16 protein-coding genes are annotated in these 17753 nt (G+C 65.0%); 1 reads left to right on the top strand and 15 read right to left on the bottom strand.

What is annotated here, in order from left to right; all coding sequences use genetic code 11:
* Positions 1-116 precede the first annotated feature (116 nt).
* Positions 117-1145 carry an isocitrate/isopropylmalate dehydrogenase family protein gene (locus S101446_RS15085; protein WP_010507600.1) on the top strand — a complete coding sequence of 343 codons (1029 nt, stop codon included), beginning with the start codon at positions 117-119 and terminating at the stop codon, positions 1143-1145.
* Between the two features lie 106 nt (positions 1146-1251).
* Here S101446_RS15085 and uraH read toward each other — a convergent pair whose 3' ends face one another.
* The 15 genes from uraH to S101446_RS15015 form a co-directional block, all read right to left on the bottom strand.
* On the bottom strand, positions 1252-1608 hold the full coding sequence (uraH, locus tag S101446_RS15080) for a hydroxyisourate hydrolase (RefSeq protein WP_019090527.1): 357 nt from the start codon (positions 1606-1608) through the stop codon (positions 1252-1254).
* A complete protein-coding gene (gene uraD, locus S101446_RS15075) occupies positions 1605-2120 on the bottom strand; it encodes a 2-oxo-4-hydroxy-4-carboxy-5-ureidoimidazoline decarboxylase (protein WP_087608703.1) in 516 nt (171 codons plus the stop codon). Before uraD ends, uraH begins: the two co-directional genes overlap by 4 nt.
* A gap of 8 nt (positions 2121-2128) precedes the next feature.
* Entirely contained in the window at positions 2129-3040 is a 912-nt protein-coding gene (gene puuE, locus S101446_RS15070) for an allantoinase PuuE (RefSeq protein ID WP_087608702.1), read from the bottom strand.
* Between the two features lie 18 nt (positions 3041-3058).
* Complete coding sequence (locus tag S101446_RS15065) at positions 3059-4288, bottom strand: pyridoxal-phosphate-dependent aminotransferase family protein (RefSeq protein WP_087608701.1); 1230 nt, start codon at positions 4286-4288, stop codon at positions 3059-3061.
* A complete protein-coding gene (locus tag S101446_RS15060; protein WP_087608700.1) occupies positions 4285-5556 on the bottom strand; it encodes an allantoate amidohydrolase in 1272 nt (423 codons plus the stop codon). The genes S101446_RS15065 and S101446_RS15060 overlap by 4 nt, the downstream gene beginning before the upstream one ends.
* Positions 5550-7142 carry a gamma-glutamyltransferase family protein gene (locus S101446_RS15055; RefSeq protein WP_087608699.1) on the bottom strand — a complete coding sequence of 531 codons (1593 nt, stop codon included), beginning with the start codon at positions 7140-7142 and terminating at the stop codon, positions 5550-5552. Before S101446_RS15055 ends, S101446_RS15060 begins: the two co-directional genes overlap by 7 nt.
* Positions 7142-8515: an AtzE family amidohydrolase gene (locus S101446_RS15050; RefSeq protein WP_010507610.1), complete on the bottom strand. Its 1374-nt coding sequence runs from the start codon at positions 8513-8515 to the stop codon at positions 7142-7144. Before S101446_RS15050 ends, S101446_RS15055 begins: the two co-directional genes overlap by 1 nt.
* Positions 8512-8748, bottom strand: coding sequence for a DUF4089 domain-containing protein (locus S101446_RS15045; protein ID WP_010507611.1), 237 nt, complete (start codon positions 8746-8748; stop codon positions 8512-8514). Before S101446_RS15045 ends, S101446_RS15050 begins: the two co-directional genes overlap by 4 nt.
* Positions 8749-8791: 43 nt before the next feature.
* Positions 8792-10249: an NAD(P)-binding domain-containing protein gene (locus S101446_RS15040; protein ID WP_087608698.1), complete on the bottom strand. Its 1458-nt coding sequence runs from the start codon at positions 10247-10249 to the stop codon at positions 8792-8794.
* Positions 10250-10420: 171 nt separating this feature from the next.
* On the bottom strand, positions 10421-11377 hold the full coding sequence (locus S101446_RS15035) for a LysR family transcriptional regulator (RefSeq protein WP_010507613.1): 957 nt from the start codon (positions 11375-11377) through the stop codon (positions 10421-10423).
* Positions 11374-12228 carry a xanthine dehydrogenase accessory protein XdhC gene (gene xdhC, locus S101446_RS15030; protein WP_048851766.1) on the bottom strand — a complete coding sequence of 285 codons (855 nt, stop codon included), beginning with the start codon at positions 12226-12228 and terminating at the stop codon, positions 11374-11376. Before xdhC ends, S101446_RS15035 begins: the two co-directional genes overlap by 4 nt.
* 5 nt (positions 12229-12233) lie before the next feature.
* A complete protein-coding gene (gene xdhB, locus S101446_RS15025; protein ID WP_167376447.1) occupies positions 12234-14597 on the bottom strand; it encodes a xanthine dehydrogenase molybdopterin binding subunit in 2364 nt (787 codons plus the stop codon).
* A complete protein-coding gene (gene xdhA / locus S101446_RS15020; protein WP_244184293.1) occupies positions 14590-16038 on the bottom strand; it encodes a xanthine dehydrogenase small subunit in 1449 nt (482 codons plus the stop codon). Before xdhA ends, xdhB begins: the two co-directional genes overlap by 8 nt.
* 128 nt (positions 16039-16166) lie before the next feature.
* Entirely contained in the window at positions 16167-16373 is a 207-nt protein-coding gene (locus S101446_RS17790) for a hypothetical protein (RefSeq protein ID WP_157684855.1), read from the bottom strand.
* Entirely contained in the window at positions 16354-17751 is a 1398-nt protein-coding gene (locus S101446_RS15015; protein ID WP_087608695.1) for an amidohydrolase family protein, read from the bottom strand. Before S101446_RS15015 ends, S101446_RS17790 begins: the two co-directional genes overlap by 20 nt.
* Positions 17752-17753 lie beyond the last annotated feature (2 nt).

The raw sequence follows: 17753 nt of genomic DNA, 5'->3' as shown, positions 1-17753 counted from the left end.
GGGCCTAGGACTTTTAACCAGTTCCGACGGGGCACCCGGCAACGAACCGGGTCCGCCAAGCCGGTGCGCATGCTGAAACGCTTTTCAGTAGCAAGCACAAAGGGAGACGTTCGAGAATGTCTACAGAAAAAACAATTCCCGCCACCCTGATTCCGGGTGACGGAATCGGGCCTGAAATCGTCCAGTCCGTGACCGAGATCCTTGATGCGGTTGGCGCCCCTTTCAAATGGGAAAAGGCACTTGGCGGTGTCGCGGCACTTGACGCCACCGGCAGCCCGCTGCCCAAGGAAACGATCGAAAGCATCCGCCGCACCGGCCTTGCGCTGAAAGGCCCGCTGACGACCCCCGTCGGTGGTGGCTTCAAGTCCATCAACGTGACACTGCGTCAGGAGTTCGGCCTGTTCGCGAATGTCCGTCCGACCAAGACGATCGTGCCCGGTGGCCGTTTCGAGAACATCAACCTCGTCATCTTCCGCGAAAACCTCGAAGGGTATTACGCGGCGATGGAAAACTACATTCCATACGGTGATGACCCGCACGCCATCGCCACCAGCGCGGGTTACACCACGCGCAGGGAATGCAACCGCATCGTCCGCTATGCCTTTGAATACGCGGTCAAGAACAACCGCAAGCGTGTCACCCTGGTACACAAGGCCAACATCCTGAAGCTGCTGACGGGCCTGTTCCTTGAAGAAGGCCGCAAGGTCGCCAAGGAATATGAAGGCCGCGTGGAAGTGAACGAGCGGATTGTCGACGCCTGCGCCATGCAGCTTGTGACCGATCCGTGGCAGTATGACTGCATCGTCACCACCAACCTGTTTGGTGACATCCTGTCCGACCTGACCGCCGGTCTGGTTGGCGGGCTTGGCCTGGCGCCGGGTGCGAACATTGGCGAAAAGGCCGCCGTGTTCGAAGCCGTCCATGGTTCGGCACCGGATATCGCGGGCCAGAACAAGGCCAACCCGACCTCGCTGCTGCTGGCTGCCAACATGATGCTGGCGCATGTGGGCCGTCAGGATCTGGCCACCCGCATCGACAAGGCCATCGAAAAGGTCATCACCTCGGGCGCCGTGCGCACGGGCGACCTGGGTGGCAAGGCCACCACGACCGAACTGACCGCCGCCCTGAAGCAGGCGCTGGTCTGATACGGTTTTTCCCTGCTGCAGCCAGCCTGTCGCGGGATACGGAAAAGGGCCGTGGCGTTACATGCGCCACGGCCCTTTTTGTTTTCAAATAGTTCCCCTGACCCGCTCAGCTACCGCGATAGGTCGAAAACCCGTAGGGCGAGACCAGAAGCGGCACGTGGTAATGTCCCCCCTTCTCCCCCTTTGCCACCTGCGCCATGCCAAAAGCGATGGGCACGACATCAAGGAATGGCGGGTCCGACAACGCGACATCCCGGTTGCGGAAATAGTCCGCCACACTGAATTCCAGCCGGTAGGCACCGGCCTGCATGTCCCCGGTCTGCTGGCCCAAGTCCGGGCAACGGCCATCCGCATTGGTCACGCCGCGGAACAGGCAGTCCTGCCCCGCCCACAGGCTGATCGCCATGCCAGCGGCGGGCTTGCCTGAAACAAGGTCGAGGACGTGGGTGGAAAGGGTGCTCATGGTTCCTGCTCCAGCCGCGTCAGCACATCCGCCAGACGCAACGCGGCAATCTTGTTGATTTCACGCAGGGCGGCCTGCTGTTCCGCTTCGGGCGTGTTGTCCAGCCGTGTGCGCATCCCGTTCAGGATACCTTCCTTGTCCGACCGACGCACACAGATGATGAACGGGATGCCGAATTTGGCGGCATAGGCGTCATTCAGGGTGCGGAAGGTCGTGAACTCCTCCGGCGTCAGGCGGTCCAGCCCGGCGGACGCCTGTTCGGACGCGGAAGCAGAGGTCAGCGTCGGGTCCACGCCCATGCGCTGCGCCAGTTCGGGATGGGCGCGGATCAGCGCCATCTTTTCCGCCTGCGTCGCCCGGTCCAGTTCATGGCGCATGGCCGCCAGCATGGCGTCCATGTCCGCAAAGGGGCCATGGGCGCGGGCGCGCTGGGCAATCCATGGGGAATGTTCGTATATCGGCCCGAACAGTTCCACAAACCTGACAGCGGAAGCGCCATTGACGCGGTCCATCACGTTTTTCATGCCGGGTGCGTTTCCAGCCAGTGCCGGGCGATATCCAGCCGGGTCACGACCCAGACCTTTTCCCGCGTGGCAATGTAATCAAGGAAACGCGCCACGGCCCGCGCACGCCCCGGACGGCCCGCCACACGGCAGTGCAGGCCCACCGACATCATGCGCGGCCTGTCCGCCCCTTCCTCATACAGTTCGTCAAAGGTATCGCGCAGGTAGGTGAAGAACTGCTCACCTTCGGTAAAGCCATTGATCGCCACGAAACGCATGTCGTTGACATCCAGCGTATAGGGTACGATCAACTGCGCACGACCATGGCTGCGATCATAATACGGCAGGTCATCGGCATAGGAATCCGCGTCATAGACAAAGCCGCCTTCTTCCGCGATCAGCCGGGCGGTATTGGGACTGGTGCGCCCCTGATACCACCCCAGCGGCCGTGATCCGGTCAGCTTCGTATGCAGCGCGATGCATTCCTGGATATGCGCGCGCTCCACCGCTTCGGGCACGTGCTGGTAATCAATCCAGCGCAGCCCGTGGGATGCGATTTCCCAGCCTGCTTCCTTCATCGCCGCGACGGCTGCGGGGTTGCGTGCCATGGCGGCCGCCACGCCAAATACCGTAAGCGGCTGCTTACGCTGGGTAAAAATGCGATGCAGCCGCCAGAACCCGGCGCGCGACCCGTATTCATACAGGCTTTCCATCGCGATCGCGCGCGCGCCGGTAATCGACTGCGCCCCGATCATTTCCGACAGGAAGGCTTCCGACCCGCGATCACCATGCAGGACCGAATTCTCGGCCCCCTCCTCGTAATTGATGACGAACTGCACCGCGATCCGTGCTCCGCCCGGCCATTTCGCATCCGGCGGGTTACCGCCATAGCCGACCAGATCACGGGGATAGACACCTGTTCCAGACATTACGCCGTATCCCCGTTCTTATGCGTCATAGGCCGCAAGGGCGGCATCAACGCCACGGCCCGCGGCAAAGCCGTGGCCTTCGTGGCGCAGGACGGTTTCCAGCGCGCCGATGGTCAGCAGCACCTTGTGCTTTTCGGCGTTGTAGCCCATCGCCCCGATGCGCCAGATCCTGCCCTGCAGCGGACCGAAGGCGGAACCGATCTCGATCTCGAAATCCTCGCGCATGCGGGCGCGCACCTTTTCGCCATCCACGCCCTTGGGAATGTACACGCCGGTCACGTTGGTCATGCGGTATTCGTCGCCACCAAACAGTTCCAGCCCGATGGCGCGCAGCCCGGCACAGACCGCGCGCGATGCACGGGCATGGCGGGCGAAGCGGGCCTGCAATCCTTCCTCCAGCACCACGCGGGCGGCTTCGCGTGCGCCATACAGCATGGTTGTCGCCTCGGTATGGTGGTTCAGGCGCTTTTCGGACCAGTAATCCATAACCATGGCCAGATCGAAATAATTGGACGGAATGCGCGCCCGCGTGCCATCGCGCGTGTCGCTGCCACGGATTCCGGCCTCGACATGGCGGCGGGCGAAGATGTGTTCCGCCGCGCGGTCGGAAATGGTGATGGGGGCCGAACCCGGCGGCCCGCCCATGCATTTCTGCAGCCCGCCACTGACCACGTCCACGCCCCAGCGGTCGGTCGCGACCTCCATCCCGCCCAGCGTCGCGGTGGTGTCAACATAGGACAGCACGTCATACTTGCGGCACAGCGCGCCCACCCCGTCCAGCGGCTGGGCAATGGTCGTGGAGGTATCGCCATGGATGCACGCCAGCACATGCGGGCGGTGGGTGACGATCGCGTCCTCGATCTGCTCCAGCGTGGCAACCTCACCCCACGGAATGTCCAGCGTCACGATTTCGGCGCCAATGCGCTGCGCGATTTCGGACAAAAGCAGCCCGAACCGGCCCGCGCGCACGATCAGCAGCTTCATCCCCGGTTCAACCAGCGAGACCAGCGATGCCTCGATCCCCGCGCGCGCCGTGCCATCAACCAGAAAGGTCCAGCGGTTGTTGGTCATGAACACCTGACGGTACAGGTCCATCGTCTGGTTCATGTATTCGGTCATTTCCGGGTCGAACTGCCCCAGCATGTCGGCCGCCATGGCCCGCAGCACGCGCGGGTGTGCATTGACCGGTCCCGGCCCCATCAGCAGCCGGGCGGGAGGATTGATCTGGCCGAAAAAGGTCTGGGTCATCCGAAGTGTCTTTCAAAAAGTCCGATAAAGGTAATCATCGCGCGCAGGGCGGCATCCGTATCGGCATCTGTTACGGATTCCGCCGGATTGTGGCTGATCCCGCCCGCGCACCGGATGAACAGCATGGAAACCGGGGCCAGATGCGCCATGATCATGGCGTCATGTCCCGCCCCGCTGACCAGCACGGGGGCCGGGGCATGGGTCACGTCGCGCACCGCCTGTTCCATAAGGTCCGTCAGCACCGGATCACAGGGCGTGGCGTCAAGATCCTGCTGCAGCGCCACATCCATTTCCAGCCCGCGCCGGGCCGCGACATCACGGGCCATGTCCAGGATTTCACGCGCCGCACGGTCGCGCGTGGCATTTGTCCCCGCACGGACATCAATGGTGAACACCACATCGCCCGGCACGACATTGGCTGCACCCGGTATGACATCCAGCGACCCGACGGTCGCCACCAGTCCGTCCGTGCCCGCGCGGCCCACGCGTTCGGCGGCAAGGATGATTTCCGCAGCCCCCGCCAGCGCATCGCGCCGCAGCTTCATGGCCACGGTGCCCGCATGGCCCGCCATGCCACGCAGTGTCACGCGGTAACGGTGCTGGGCCGCAATGGCGCTGACCACGCCAAGGGCGCGGCCTTCGGCTTCCAGCGCCGGCCCCTGTTCGATATGCGCCTCGACATAGGCCACGATCGGATCGCCCTTGCGCGACGCGGTATGCATGCGTCCCACATCCAGTCCGAAACCTTCCAGCGCGCTGGCCAGCGTCGCGGTCTCGGCCCAGTCACGCATGGCGGGATCCGGTGTTTCCAGCACGCCCGCCACGGCATGGGAGGTCAGCATGCCGGACGGAAAGCGCGATCCTTCCTCATCACCAAACCCCACGACTTCCAGTGCGAAGGGAAAGCGTTTTCCCGATCGGGCGAAATGGGCCATGGTTTCAATGCCAAGGACTACCCCCAGCATCCCGTCAAAGAACCCGCCATCACGCACGCTGTCGATATGCGATCCCAGCAGCACCACCGGGGCGTCAGGCGCAAGCCCTTCGTACCGGCCAATCAGGTTGCCCGCCGCGTCCATGCGCGTGGTCATGCCCGCATCATGCATCCATTGCGCCAGCCGGTCACAGGCGGCGCGGTAGGACGGGCCGAGATAGGGGCGGAACAGCCCGCCTTCCATTTCCGAATACGGTGCGCGTCCCAGTTCGGTGCAGCGCGCGACCGCACGCGCGCCAGATGGGTGATCCATGCTGCCTGCCTGCGTTACCATGCCGCGACGCACCCGTCGCTGCGGGGGTCAGTCGCCCCTTCCAGCAGGCCGGAAGCATGACGCACCAGCGCACCTGCATGACCCATCTTGGAAGAAAACGGCGCGACGCGTTCCATCTGGTGACCCGCAGCCTGCATCCGGGCGATCACTTCGGGATCAAAGCGGTCTTCGTATTTCAGGCTGACACTGCTTTCACCCCATGTCCGCCCCAGCAGCCAGCGCGGCGCGGTCACCGCTTCCTGCAGTTCCATGCTGTAGCGCGCGTAACGGGTGAAGATGGCGGCCTGTGTCTGTGGCTGCCCCTCGCCCCCCATGGTGCCATAGACCATGGTGCGCCCGTCATCGAAACGGGCACCGGCGGGGTTGAGCGTGTGGAACGGCTTGCGACCGGGGCGCAGGCCATTCCACCCCTGCGGGTCAAGGCCGAAGCTGGTGCCACGGTTCTGCCAGACCACGCCGGTGCGCGGCAGCACGATGCCCGATCCGTATTCGAAATACAGGCTCTGGATCATGCTGACGGCCAGACCGTCGGAATCAACCACGCCCAGCCAGACCGTATCGCCCGCCTGTGACGGCCACGGCCATGGGGCCGCCCGGTTGGGATCGATGCTGGCAGCCATGCGATCCAGCGCCTTGCGGTCATCAAGAATGTCCTGCGCCTGAACCGTCATGTAGGCGGGATCGCCCACATGGGTGTCGCGATAACGGAAGGCCTGTTTTGTCGCCTCGACCAGCCCGTGCAGGTAATCGAAATCATCCGCCTTCGCCGCCTTCAGCCGGTCGAACAGCGCAAGGATCAGCAGGGACGCTACGCCCTGCGTCGGGGGGGCCATGTTATACAGGTCCGCCCCGTTGATGCGGGCATGCAGGGCTGGCTGATGGGTGGCCCTGTGCGCCTGCAGGTCCGCAAGGGTCAGCGGGCTGCCAAGGTCATGCAGGTCGGCAGCCAGTTCACGCGCGACATTGCCGCGATAAAAGCTCGACAGGCCTTCATCCGCCAGTTGCCGCAATGTGTTGGCAAGACGCGGATTGTGCAGGATATCGCCGGGCTGCGGCAGCCTGCCGCCGGGCATGAACAGTTCCGCGAAACCGGGGACATCTTTCAGTTCATCGGCTTTTTCAGCCGTGATTCCGGCTGCGCTGTCGGTAACGGGCGCGCCCTGCTCGGCATAGAACATCGCGTCACGCAATACGCGGCCCAGCGGCAGGGCGGGTGCCATTGCGTGGCTCCATGACAGCGCAAGATCCCATCCCGAGATGGTACCCGCCACGGTATTGGCCGCCAGCGGGCCGCGCCACGGAATCGTATCCAGCCCCGCCGCATGGTAGAAACCGGCATCGGCCTTCTGCGCCGCCGCCCCACAGGCATCGATGGTTTCCACCCGTCCATCAGGCCACATGGTCAGCCAGAACGCATCACCACCGATACCGGTCATGTGCGGATAGACCACGGCCAGCGCGGCTGCCGTCGCGACTGCGGCCTCCAGCGCGGTGCCACCGGCCTTGAGCACGTCAAGACCGGCCTGACTGGCCAGATGGTGGGGGGATGTGACCATCCCCCGGCATGAACGCGGCGTGTTCAGCATCAACTGTCCTTCCGTGCGTATCCCGCATCAAGCGGGCGACAGGCGGCAAGTCCCGCGCGCTGCAGTTCGGCTGCCACGGCAAACAGCTTCGCCTCCCCGCCCGGCGCGCCAATAAGCTGGATGCCCAGCGGCAAGCCGTCCACCGACAGCGGGGCCGCCAGCACCGGCAGGCCCGCAAGGCTGATCGGCTGCGTGAAGATGCCAAGATTGGCGCGGGCGGAAACCGTCCGGCCGTCCACCACGATGGAAGGCTGGTCGATACGCGGTGCAACGCCCACCGTGGTGGGGGCGACCAGCACATCCGCATGGGCAAGGGCGGCGTGCACATGTTCACGGAACCAGCGACGGAAACGCTGCGCCTGCACGAATGTTGCGGCTGGCAGCATGGCCCCGGCCATAAGCCGCCCGCGTGTCGCGGGATCATACTGCATGGACCGCCGCCGCAGGCGCGCAAGGTGCAGGTTGCCCCCCTCCGCCGCACTGATCAGGAAGGCGGATGCCCGCGCACGCGCGACTTCCGGCAGTTCGATCACCTGGTCCCGGCCCAGATGCGCCATGACGGCGTCAATACCTGTCGTCAGTTCCGTGCTGATATTATTTGCAAACCAGCCACCAAGGCGGGCCACGCGCACATCACCCACATCGGGTTCGCCCACCGGCGCGCCACCGGCCATGATGGTGTAGACGGCCCGCAGGTCTTCCACCGTGTCCGCCATGGGACCAACCACATCCAGACTGGCCACGAACGGATAGACACCGCCCAGCGGCATCTGCCCATAGGTCGGCTTCAGCCCCCATACCCCGCACAGCGAGGACGGGATGCGGATGGACCCGTTGGTGTCCGACCCCAGCGTGAATGGCAGCAGGCCAGCCGCCACCGACGCCGCCGACCCGCCTGATGACCCACCGGCCAGACGCGCGGTATCATGCGGGTTGCGGGTCGTGCCGGTATGGGCGTTTTCAGTGGAAAAACCGTAGGCGAATTCATCCATGTTCAGGGTCGCGACCGGCACGGCGCCCGCGGCCCGCAGGCGTTCGACGACAACCGCGTCACGCGTGGCGGGCAGGTTGTCGCGCAGCACGATGGACCCTGCCGTGGTGACTTCGCCCCGGACGTCAAACAGGTCCTTCACCCCGAAGGGCACGCCCGCCAGCGGGCCGGGATCGCGGCCCGCGGCAATGGTTTTGTCCACTTCCTCCGCCTGCGCCACGGCGGCCGGACCAAGGATGCGGGTGACACTGTTGAAGCGGGTGTCACGGGCTTCGATATCCGCAATCACGTCCGTCACGACCGATACGGCGCTGCGACGGCCCGCGCGCACATCCGCCGCAATGGCAAGGGCTGCCCCCGCCTTGTGCCCATGAACGGTCATGGCACGTACTCATAGGCAGGTTCACAGTCATCCGGCAGCGCAAAGCTGCCGACCAGATCGGCATAACCGTGCAGCAGGGCTGTATTCGCCACCACGTCGGGCATGCAGGCGGCCGGTATGGACAGGCCGATAATCCGCGCCATGTCGGCCACGGGGGGAACCTTGCGGTCATCATGCCCCCCCGCGCCGGAAAGACCCGGCGACGGGGGGGAAAGGCGTGCTGCGCTGCTCATCTACTCAACTCTCTCCCGGATGGATCAATCTACCCGGGGCGCATCATGCAACAGGAGGATCGAGACTGACCAGTTCCGGCACGTCATAGGCCAGCAGACTTTCAAGGTGTTGCCTGCCATCAGCCACATACAGGTCACGCCCCAGCCCGCGGGCCAGGCGTTCCACGCCAAAGCGCATGCCGCTGATCGACGCCCCCGACAGTCCCATGCTGGGCGTTGCCGAAAACGTGAAGTTGTGGATGTTCGCCAGCATGGGCGCCAGCGCGTCATCCGCCCGGCGCGGCAGGAACTGGTAGTTTTCACCCAGATAGGGATAGCTTTCCAGCACGGCACTTTCCGCCCCCACGGGCGCGGTATAGCGATCGCCCCACAGGGCGACAGAAGATGCAAAGGATTTTGTTTCCGGCCGGCGTGACAGGTCGGTCGTGAACCCGGTGCCGATGATCACGAAATCGAAGCGCATTTCACCCGTGGGCGAATCGACCACGATCTCGTCCCCATCCATGCGCGCGCCCGTCCACGGGCATCCGGTGCGGAAGGAGAAGTTTTCATGGCGGCGGCAGCGCCAGAACGTATCCTGCGGCGGCGGCTGGTTGAGTTCGAATATCCGGCGCATGAAACCCCAGCGCAGGTCATCGGACAGGGCGGGGTAGTAGGCGAGGAAGCCGGTGTTCTCCATCCACCGGTAGGGGTTGATGGAGGGGATTTCCTTGCGCCGCAGGCACAGCGTGACACTGCCCGCGCCTTCTTCCAGCGCCGTGGCCGCGTTGTCGAACGCGGACGCCCCGGCCCCCAGCACGCCAATGCGCTTGCCCTTCAGCGCCGCGAAGTCGATGTTTTCCGACGTATGGGCATACCGCGCGCGCGGCAGGCCATCACGGATGAAGTCGGGCACATGCCACGAACCGCAGCCTTCAATCCCGGTGGCCAGCACCAGCTTGCGGGCATAATGCACATGGGTAGAGCCATCGGGGCGGCGGAAGGTCAGGCGCAGCAGGCCGTCTTCCCATGTAACACCCTGGAAATCATGGTCATTGGCAACCGGCAGCTTCAGGATGTCACGGTACCAGTCCAGATAGTCCTGCCACTGCCCGCGCGGGATCTTGTCCAGCTTTTCCCATGCCTCGGCCCCATGCTGGGCTTCATACCATGAACGCGGCGTAAGCGAGGGCACGCCCAGGTCGGGGCCGGTCACGTATTTGGGCGTGCGCAGCGTGATCATGCGCGCGAATGTCACCCACGGGCCTTCGCCGCCCTTCGCCGCACGATCGAAAATCCGGACATTGGTGATGTTGTTGCGCTTGAGCGCAAAGGCCGTAGCAAGACCACCCTGCCCCGCCCCGATAATGGCCACGTCCAGCACGCGCTGGCCGTCACGTTCCATGGGGGGAACCCATTCCTTGCGGGGATAGCGGATGATTTCCAGATCCCGGCGCACCGCCGCATCCAGTGCTGCAAGCCCGCTGTCCATCCGGGCATTCGGCGGCGTTGTGGTGTCCATCTGCGGGTTCCCATCATGTTTTACTGTTTGTCGATGCAGCCCGCATGGCGTCCCCCGACGCCATGCGGATAGTCCCCAACCGCACCATGATGGGTAAATCTAATCAGCCCGCTACCTGTTTCGTCTAGTATAATGATCTGACCGTTCCGTTGCCCAAAACGCAACACGGGGTCAGACCACCCGTTCGTCGCTGACCCCCTGCACGCGACGCAGTTCCAGGCGCAGTTCCTCGATCACCGTTTCCAGCAGGGGCGGCAGCCAGCGGGATTCGCGCACATAGGCCCCCAGGTCCGTCACCGCGCGCGTGTCACGCAGCGGCACATGGCGCAGGCTGTCCTGTCCCGGCTGCACGCCCACCGCCAGCGGTGACTGGAACGCCAGCCCCGCCCCCGCCTGCACCATGCGGTTGGTCAGTTCGATCGATCCGGTCTGCAGCACCACGTTCAGCCTGTCCTGCCACGGACGCAGCATGGGTTCCATGACACGGTACAGCGACAGCGTGCGCGTGGGCAGGATCAGGCGATAGGCGATGCATTCCTCCACCGTGACAGTGCGCAGATGCGCCAGCGGATGATCCGCGCGCACCACGGCCCCCACCGGGAAATGCCCGACCGCCACGCGCCGCAGTTCGGGATACAGCGCCAGCGAAAATGCAATGCCCAGATCCACCCGCCCGTCCTGCAGGGCTGATACGATGGTCTTGGGCGCGCCGACCTCCACATGCAGTTCCACGGACGGATAGGCGGAAATGATGCGTTCCAGCAGGGCGGGCAGCAACTGCCCCGCGATCCCTTCCACCGCCATGATGCGCAGCCGCCCGTCATGCCGGCCGGACAGGGCGTTGATCTGTTCTTCCGTGCGGGCGGCATCCTGCATCACGGTCACGATATGACGGGCCATGATCGTGCCCACTTCCGTCAGCACCATGCCATCGGGCAGGCGGTCGAACAGGGGGGCGCCGATTTCGGCTTCCATCTGCGCAAGCTGGCGGGTCAGGGCGGATGGCGTGACATTCAGCCTGCGCGCGGCCTCGCGGATCGACCGGCATTCCCGCACGGCATTGAAATAGGAAATGCCCCGCGCATGCAGCCGCATCATGCGGGGGGTACGGGAAAGCGGATCATTCATGGGCTGGTGTCATCCCCGTTTGCATGACCGCCTGCCTGCGCCGGATGCAGGAAGCGGGTGACGATTTCCGCCGCGACCAGTGCGGCAATGACGGCAGGCCGTTTGTCGCGTATGTCACGCCCCCCGATCGGGCAGACCATGGCGGCAATCCGGTCCTCGGGCAGGCCAATCCGACGGAAGCCTGCCTCGAACCGGCGGCGTTTCGTGTGCGAGCCTATCAGCCCGACATAGCGAAAATCACCCCGTTCGAGGAGGGATGCAACAATAAGGCTGTCCAGCGCGTGGCTCTGTGTCAGCACCAGCGCACCGGAACCCGGCGGGGCCTGGGCCACAAGCGGCTCCCATGCACCATCATCATGCACCGTAACACCCGGGGGAACGGAGGGGCCGAATTCATGGGGCCGCGAATCGCACCATGCCAGCCGCAGCGGCAGCGGGGCCAGCACATGCGCCAGCGCGCGGCCCACATGCCCCGCGCCAAACAGCAGCAGCAGCGGCTGCGTGCGGCGCAGGTGTTCAAGCCGTGCCATGATGCCATCCAGCCCCGACGGATCCGGCACATCAAGGGTCAACTGCACCTCGCCACCGCAGCACTGCCCCGAACTGCCGCCAAGGCTTATGCGCTGCACCAGCATCCGCCCCCCCGCATCCAGCAGCCTGCGCGCCTGATGGATCGCGTTCCATTCCAGATCGCCGCCACCGATCGTGCCGGACTGTTCGGTGGGCGTGACCAGCATGAAGGTCCCGGCCTCACGCGGGGTGGACCCGCGCGCTTCCGATACACTGATCCGGGCGACCGGCTGGCCTGACAGCCGCCAGCGCACCAGATCCGCGCGCATTTCCATGCTCATGGCACTCAGGCGGGCGGGTTGCCGTGCCGCATGCGTTCGGCCACGCGCAGGATCATTTCCGGCGTGGCGGGCGCGTCCAGACGGGGACATGTGCGATAGCCATCCAGGCTGGCCAGCGCATCGGACACCGCCTGCAGCACCGACACACCATGGACGAAGGGCGGTTCCCCCACCGCCTTGGAACGGAAGATGGTGTATTCGCGGTTGGGCGCGTTTTCCAGCAGTTCGACATTGAACACCCGCGGGCGGTCGGAACAGGCCGGGATCTTGTACGTGCTGGGCGCATGCGTGCGCAGGCGGCCCGCCTTGTCCCAGACCAGTTCCTCACACGTCAGCCACCCGGCGCCCTGCACGAATCCCCCTTCGATCTGGCCGATATCCAGCGCGGGGTTCAGGGACTGCCCCGCGTCATGCAGGATATCCACGCGGTCGATCTTCATCTCACCCGTCAGCAGGTCGATCACCACCTCCGAACAGGCCGCGCCATAGGCGAAGTAATAGAACGGACGGCCCTGCCCGGTATCGCCATTCCATGAAATCTTCGGCGTCTTGTAAAACCCGTTGGCGGACATGGACACGCGCGCGAAATAGGCCTGCCGCGTCAGGTGCGCAAACGCGATGACCCTGTGCCCCACATGCACGCCATCGGGGGCGAAGCGGACTTCGTCCTCGCCCACGTTCCAGTGGGCGGCCGCGAATTCCACCAGCCTGCGCTTGATGCGGCGCACCGCGTCCAGAACAGCCATGCCATTAAGGTCCGCGCCCGAGGACGCCGCCGTGGCCGACGTATTGGGTACCTTGCCGGTCGTAGTAGCGGTAATGCGTACCTGATCCGTGCCCAGGCCCAGTTCACGCATGGCGACCTGCACCATCTTGGTATGCAGGCCCTGCCCCATTTCCGTGCCGCCGTGGTTCACCTGCACCGACCCGTCGGTATAGACATGAACCAGCGCACCGGCCTGGTTGTAATGGGTGGCGGTAAAGGAAATGCCGAATTTGACCGGCGTGATCGCGATGCCGCGCCGCAGGTAGGGGCTGTCGGCATTGAATGCGCGGCAGGCCTGGCGCCGTTTTACGTAATGGCAGCGCCGCGCCAGTTCGGGCAGCAGTTCGGCGGTGATCGAGTCCTCGACCACCATGTTGTAGGGCGTGACGTTGCGATCATGCGTGCCATAGGCGTTGCGCTGGCGGACCTCCAGCGGGTCAAGACCGGTGGCAAAGGCGATTTCCTCGATCACGCGTTCCGCCGCGACAACGCCCTGCGGGCCGCCAAAACCGCGATAGGCGGTGTTGGACTGCGTATTGGTGCGCAGTGGCTCGGAACGCAGGCGCACGTCGGGATAGAAATAGGCATTATCGGCATGGAACAGTGCGCGGTCGATCACGGGGCCGGACAGGTCGGCCGACCACCCGCACCGCGCCGCCAGCACCATGTCCACGGCAACGATCCGGCCCTCGTCGGTAAAGCCGACATCGTAGTCAATGACGAAATCATGCCGCTTGCCGGTCATGGTCATGTCGTCATCACGGTCCAGCCGCATCTTGGCCGCACGCCCCGTCCGGTCGGCCACCAGGGCGGCAAGGCAGGCACAGGCGTTGGCCTGCGTTTCCTTGCCGCCAAAGCCACCGCCCATGCGCCGGACCTCGACCGTGACCAGATTGGCGGGACGGTCCAGCACATGGGCGACCATATGCTGGGTTTCGGTCGGGTGCTGGGTGGACGAGGTGACATGCATCTCCCCCTCTTCACCCGGGCGGGCCAGCGCGACCTGCCCTTCAAGGTAGAAATGTTCCTGCCCGCCCACGGTCACGCGGCCCGACAGCCTGCGGGGCGCGTGCCCAAGTCCCGCCTCCACGTCGCCGCGCTTCATTTCCATTGGCCGCCAGACCAGCGGGCTACCGGCGGCACGGGCCTCGGCCACGTTCAGGATGGCGGGCAGGTCCTCATATTCCACCTTCGCCAGACGCACGGCGCGACGCGCCGCGCCACGGGTGGTGGCGGCAACCACGAACATCGGCTGGCCATAGAACAAGACTTCGGTGGTTGCCAGCAGCGGTTCGTCCCCCTTGCCCACGGGGCTGATCTGGTTGTCACCGGGAATGTCGGCGGCGGTATAGACGCCCACCACGCCATCCACCTGCCGCACGGCCTCAAGGTCCATGGACAGGATCCGGGCATGGGCGCGGGTGCTCAGTCCCGGAACCAGATGCAGCGTGCCGCGCGGTTCGGGCAGGTCATCAATATAGGCGGCGCTGCCCTGGACATGCATGGCAGCACTTTCATGCCGCAGGCTGCCTGATGCCCCACCGGGCACAATGCCGTCGCCCGCCGTTGGGGATGCATTGGCAAAGCCGTTTCCATCAGCCATGGGCGTGTCCTCCCGCATTGGCGCAGGCCGCGCGCACGCTGATATCGGCGCGTGCGCTCTCCGGCCCGCAATCGGCATAAAGCCGGGTCAGCAGATTGGCCGCAACCGTGCGGCGGTACCAGTCGCTGGCCCGCATGTCGGTAATGGGGGCGAAGTCATCCATGATGGCCTGACGCGCCGCCGCCAGCGTGGTTTCATCCCACACATGGCCTTCAAGTGCCGCCTCCGTCCGGGTGGCGCGGCGCGGGGTGGCCGCCATGCCGCCAAAGGCCACGCGGGCGCTGGCAATGGCGCCATCCGGCGCAAACGTCAGGGAAAATGCCCCCAGAATGGCGGAAATATCCTGATCGAACCGCTTGGAAACTTTCCAGGCACGCACAACCGTCTCCGCGCCGGGACGGGGAATGCTTACACCTTCCACAAACTCACCGGGCGCACGGTCCTGCCTGCCGTAGTCGATGAAGAAATCTTCCAGCGCGATGACACGCCGCGCGTCGCCACGGCGCAGGTGCAGTTTCGCCCCCGCAGCGATCAGCACCGGCGGCCCGTCGCCAATGGGTGATCCGTTGGCGATATTGCCGCATACCGTGCCGCTGTTGCGCACCTGCACCGAGCCGATGCGGCGGATGACCTCCGTATCCGGCTGCGGCAGGATGTCGGCCAGTACCGCGCGGGCCTCCTGCCATGTCACCGCGGCGCCGAGATACACCCCATCCTCATCACTTTCGATCCGGCGCAGGTCGGGCACCTGCCCGATGGCGACAACGTGCGGCAGGTGCCGCATCCCCTTGGTCACCCACAGGCCCACATCGGTCGCCCCGGCCACGATCCGTGCATCGGGATCCGCCATCATGGCCTGCGCCAATGCGTCAGCACTTGCCGGAATGGTCAGGCGGCCCGCAGGCCCATCGCATTCGACCGTGGCCCCATCGCGCAGGGCGCGCAGCCGGTCGGCGATTTCTCCAGCCATGGCGTCAAAATGGTCCGGTCCCGCCTGCATGGCCTGCCGCATGGCGCGCACGATCGGCGCGTATCCGGTGCAGCGGCACAGGTTACCGGCCAGCATGTCGTCAATCGCGTGTTCATCCTGCGCCAGCCCGTCGGCCTTGCGCCCGGCCACCATGGACATGACAAAACCGGGCGTGCAGAAGCCGCATTGCGAGCCATGCTGGTCCACCATGGCCTGCTGCACCGGGTGCAGGCTGCCATCGGGCGCGCGCATGTCCTCAATGGTCAGGACCTGCGCACCGTCCAGCATGGACACGAACTGGATGCACGCATTGACCGCGCGCCAGACCAGACGGTCCCCTTCCAGCCGCACCACCAGCACGGTGCAGGCCCCGCAATCGCCTTCGTTGCAGCCTTCCTTGGTGCCGGTCAGGCCGCGATCTTCCCGCAGCCAGTCCAGCAGCGTACGCGTTGGCGCGACATCGGCCAACATATGGCATTCGTTTCCGACATAGAAACGGATACCGTGTCTGATCCCCGTCAAATCTGTTCCCTCTATCATGGCCACGGACTGCCTCACCCCCCTCAAGGCAGACAGCCGGAACAGCCTTTCATTCTGATCTATGTAATATATGGAACCCGGTCCGGCCTTGTCACCCCGGCAAAGGACAGGAGACGGCCTGAAAAGCCCGTCCTTGGGATATCCGTCCAATTATCGGGAAGTTTCTGGTGGTGCTTTTTCAGAAAGCTTCCTGAAACGCCGCCTTTTTCAGACAAGGCGACACCCAAAAATTTTTGTTGTTTTTTATCAACATGCTCCAGGGCCACGATCCTGTATTTCGCCGTCACGCATGGACAGGTGCGCCGCCCTGCGCATCCGTTCCGACAGTCCGGGGCGGAAGGCCGGACATGGCACATAGGCCCCATATCCCATGCCTTCGCACGGCATGTCGTCCTGCCACACCGTCACCCCGCCGCGAATGACCCGCACCGCCCTGCCACCCAGCGTGATCCCGGCATACAGGCCGGATGCGCACGTTTCCAGCGCATCGGGATCCCACAGTACGATATCGGCATCGGCCCCCGGCATGATCGCGCCCTTGCGGGGGTAGATGTTGAAGGCGCGGGCCGCCGCCTGCGATGTGACGGCCACGAATTCCTCCGCCGTTAGGATGCCCGCGCGCACGCCGTGCTGCCAGACCACGCGCATGCGCTGCGCAAGCCCGTCAGTCACCCCGTTTCCAGCAGCACCGGACGGGCGGAAGCCACTGGCCACCATGCCGATATTGCCTGATGCCAGCCCACCCCATAACGCCCGCCGATGCGTGCCGTCACGAAAGGGTGGCAGGGTGACGCAGGGATCCGATGCAGCATCGCCCTCGGGATCATAGACCGCTTCATCCACCACCAGATGGGGGGCCAGCACATGACCCTCCACCCGCTGCCCGCGCAGGCGCGCATGCGCCAGGATGTCCGTGGCGCCAATGGTGGATACCGGCCCCACGTGCACCGGCCCCCCGGCCAGTCCCGCCAGCATGATGGCGCGGCCCACCGCTTCGCCCTCGACCTGCGGCGGGGCGGACAGCAGGCAGGCCTCGTTGCCGGTAATGCCTGCATGATCCAGTTCCGCCCGCAGGTAAGCCACGGCCTGCGCGTTCTGGGCCTCGATCATGCACAGGGCGCCATAATCGGCGGCATGGCGGGTCAGTTGCAGGATATCGCGATCAGACAGTCCATCCGCCATGGACAGGCGGAAGGCATTCACCCCCCTGTCCGCAACCAGTTCATCCATGTGCCGCAGCACGGATGCACTGGCATCGGGCAGCGCCATATGCAGCCCGACATCGACATGGGCATGGCGTGCGGCATGCCGCCAGTCCCGCCATGCCGCATCCAGTCCGCTCCCGTCGGGACGCATGGTGTCGAGTATGGTGGTGGTGCCCCCGGACAGCGCCGCCACCGTGCGGGCGAAACCGGCTTCATCCGCGCCAATGCCAACCTGCGGGTCCACCCCGCCGGGCATGACCAGCAGACCCCCCGCATCCACCACCGTGCAGCCGGTCGGCCTGTCCAGGTCGGGGCCAACGGCCAGGATCTCGCCCTCGCCACCGCACAGCACGTCAACCCGGAATGACGCCTGCGCCGTCACCACCGTCCCGCCACGGATCAGCAGCAGGTCGCGCGTGTGTCCATACCGTGTGCCCATGC

This window comes from Komagataeibacter europaeus (assembly GCF_002173515.1).
GTDB classification, from domain to species: domain Bacteria; phylum Pseudomonadota; class Alphaproteobacteria; order Acetobacterales; family Acetobacteraceae; genus Komagataeibacter; species Komagataeibacter europaeus.
Note: the sequence above shows the minus strand (reverse complement) of the source record. Positions and strands in the feature narration are given on the sequence as shown.

Coding starts and splice junctions, on each gene's coding strand:
- S101446_RS15085 (WP_010507600.1), top strand. CDS start 117: ATGTCTACAGAAAAAACAATTCCCGCCACCCTGATTCCGGGTGACGGA.
- uraH (WP_019090527.1), bottom strand. CDS start 1,608: ATGAGCACCCTTTCCACCCACGTCCTCGACCTTGTTTCAGGCAAGCCC.
- uraD (WP_087608703.1), bottom strand. CDS start 2,120: ATGGACCGCGTCAATGGCGCTTCCGCTGTCAGGTTTGTGGAACTGTTC.
- puuE (WP_087608702.1), bottom strand. CDS start 3,040: ATGTCTGGAACAGGTGTCTATCCCCGTGATCTGGTCGGCTATGGCGGT.
- S101446_RS15065 (WP_087608701.1), bottom strand. CDS start 4,288: ATGACCCAGACCTTTTTCGGCCAGATCAATCCTCCCGCCCGGCTGCTG.
- S101446_RS15060 (WP_087608700.1), bottom strand. CDS start 5,556: ATGGTAACGCAGGCAGGCAGCATGGATCACCCATCTGGCGCGCGTGCG.
- S101446_RS15055 (WP_087608699.1), bottom strand. CDS start 7,142: ATGCTGAACACGCCGCGTTCATGCCGGGGGATGGTCACATCCCCCCAC.
- S101446_RS15050 (WP_010507610.1), bottom strand. CDS start 8,515: ATGACCGTTCATGGGCACAAGGCGGGGGCAGCCCTTGCCATTGCGGCG.
- S101446_RS15045 (WP_010507611.1), bottom strand. CDS start 8,748: ATGAGCAGCGCAGCACGCCTTTCCCCCCCGTCGCCGGGTCTTTCCGGC.
- S101446_RS15040 (WP_087608698.1), bottom strand. CDS start 10,249: ATGGACACCACAACGCCGCCGAATGCCCGGATGGACAGCGGGCTTGCA.
- S101446_RS15035 (WP_010507613.1), bottom strand. CDS start 11,377: ATGAATGATCCGCTTTCCCGTACCCCCCGCATGATGCGGCTGCATGCG.
- xdhC (WP_048851766.1), bottom strand. CDS start 12,228: ATGAGCATGGAAATGCGCGCGGATCTGGTGCGCTGGCGGCTGTCAGGC.
- xdhB (WP_167376447.1), bottom strand. CDS start 14,597: ATGGCTGATGGAAACGGCTTTGCCAATGCATCCCCAACGGCGGGCGAC.
- xdhA (WP_244184293.1), bottom strand. CDS start 16,038: ATGTTGGCCGATGTCGCGCCAACGCGTACGCTGCTGGACTGGCTGCGG.
- S101446_RS15015 (WP_087608695.1), bottom strand. CDS start 17,751: ATGGGCACACGGTATGGACACACGCGCGACCTGCTGCTGATCCGTGGC.